The organism is Streptomyces sp. CBMA123 (assembly GCF_014596465.1).
Lineage (GTDB): Bacteria > Actinomycetota > Actinomycetes > Streptomycetales > Streptomycetaceae > Kitasatospora.
In genome coordinates this window covers 1-377 of record NZ_MECK01000583.1, presented here as the reverse complement: position 1 = coordinate 377, position 377 = coordinate 1, and the positions used below count along the sequence as shown (strand labels likewise).

Annotated in this window: 1 rRNA gene; it reads right to left on the bottom strand. The window is 57.0% G+C overall.

Features of this window, described 5'->3' with window-relative positions:
* Nucleotides 1-377: ribosomal RNA gene (locus BG452_RS37765) — 23S ribosomal RNA — on the bottom strand; the annotation flags it as partial.

Sequence of the window (377 nt, the reverse complement as noted above, 5' to 3'; positions counted from 1 at the left end):
CCCCTAACCACAGGTCATCCCCCAGGTTTTCAACCCTGGTGGGTTCGGTCCTCCACACGGTCTTACCCGCGCTTCAACCTGCCCATGGCTAGATCACTCCGCTTCGGGTCTTGGGCATGCAACTCAAACGCCCTATTCGGACTCGCTTTCGCTACGGCTACCCCACACGGGTTAACCTCGCTACACACCGCAAACTCGCAGGCTCATTCTTCAAAAGGCACGCAGTCACGGCCAATCGGCAAGCCGACTGACGACGCTCCCACGGCTTGTAGGCACACGGTTTCAGGTACTATTTCACTCCGCTCCCGCGGTACTTTTCACCATTCCCTCACGGTACTATCCGCTATCGGTCACTAGGGAATATTTAGGCTTAGCGG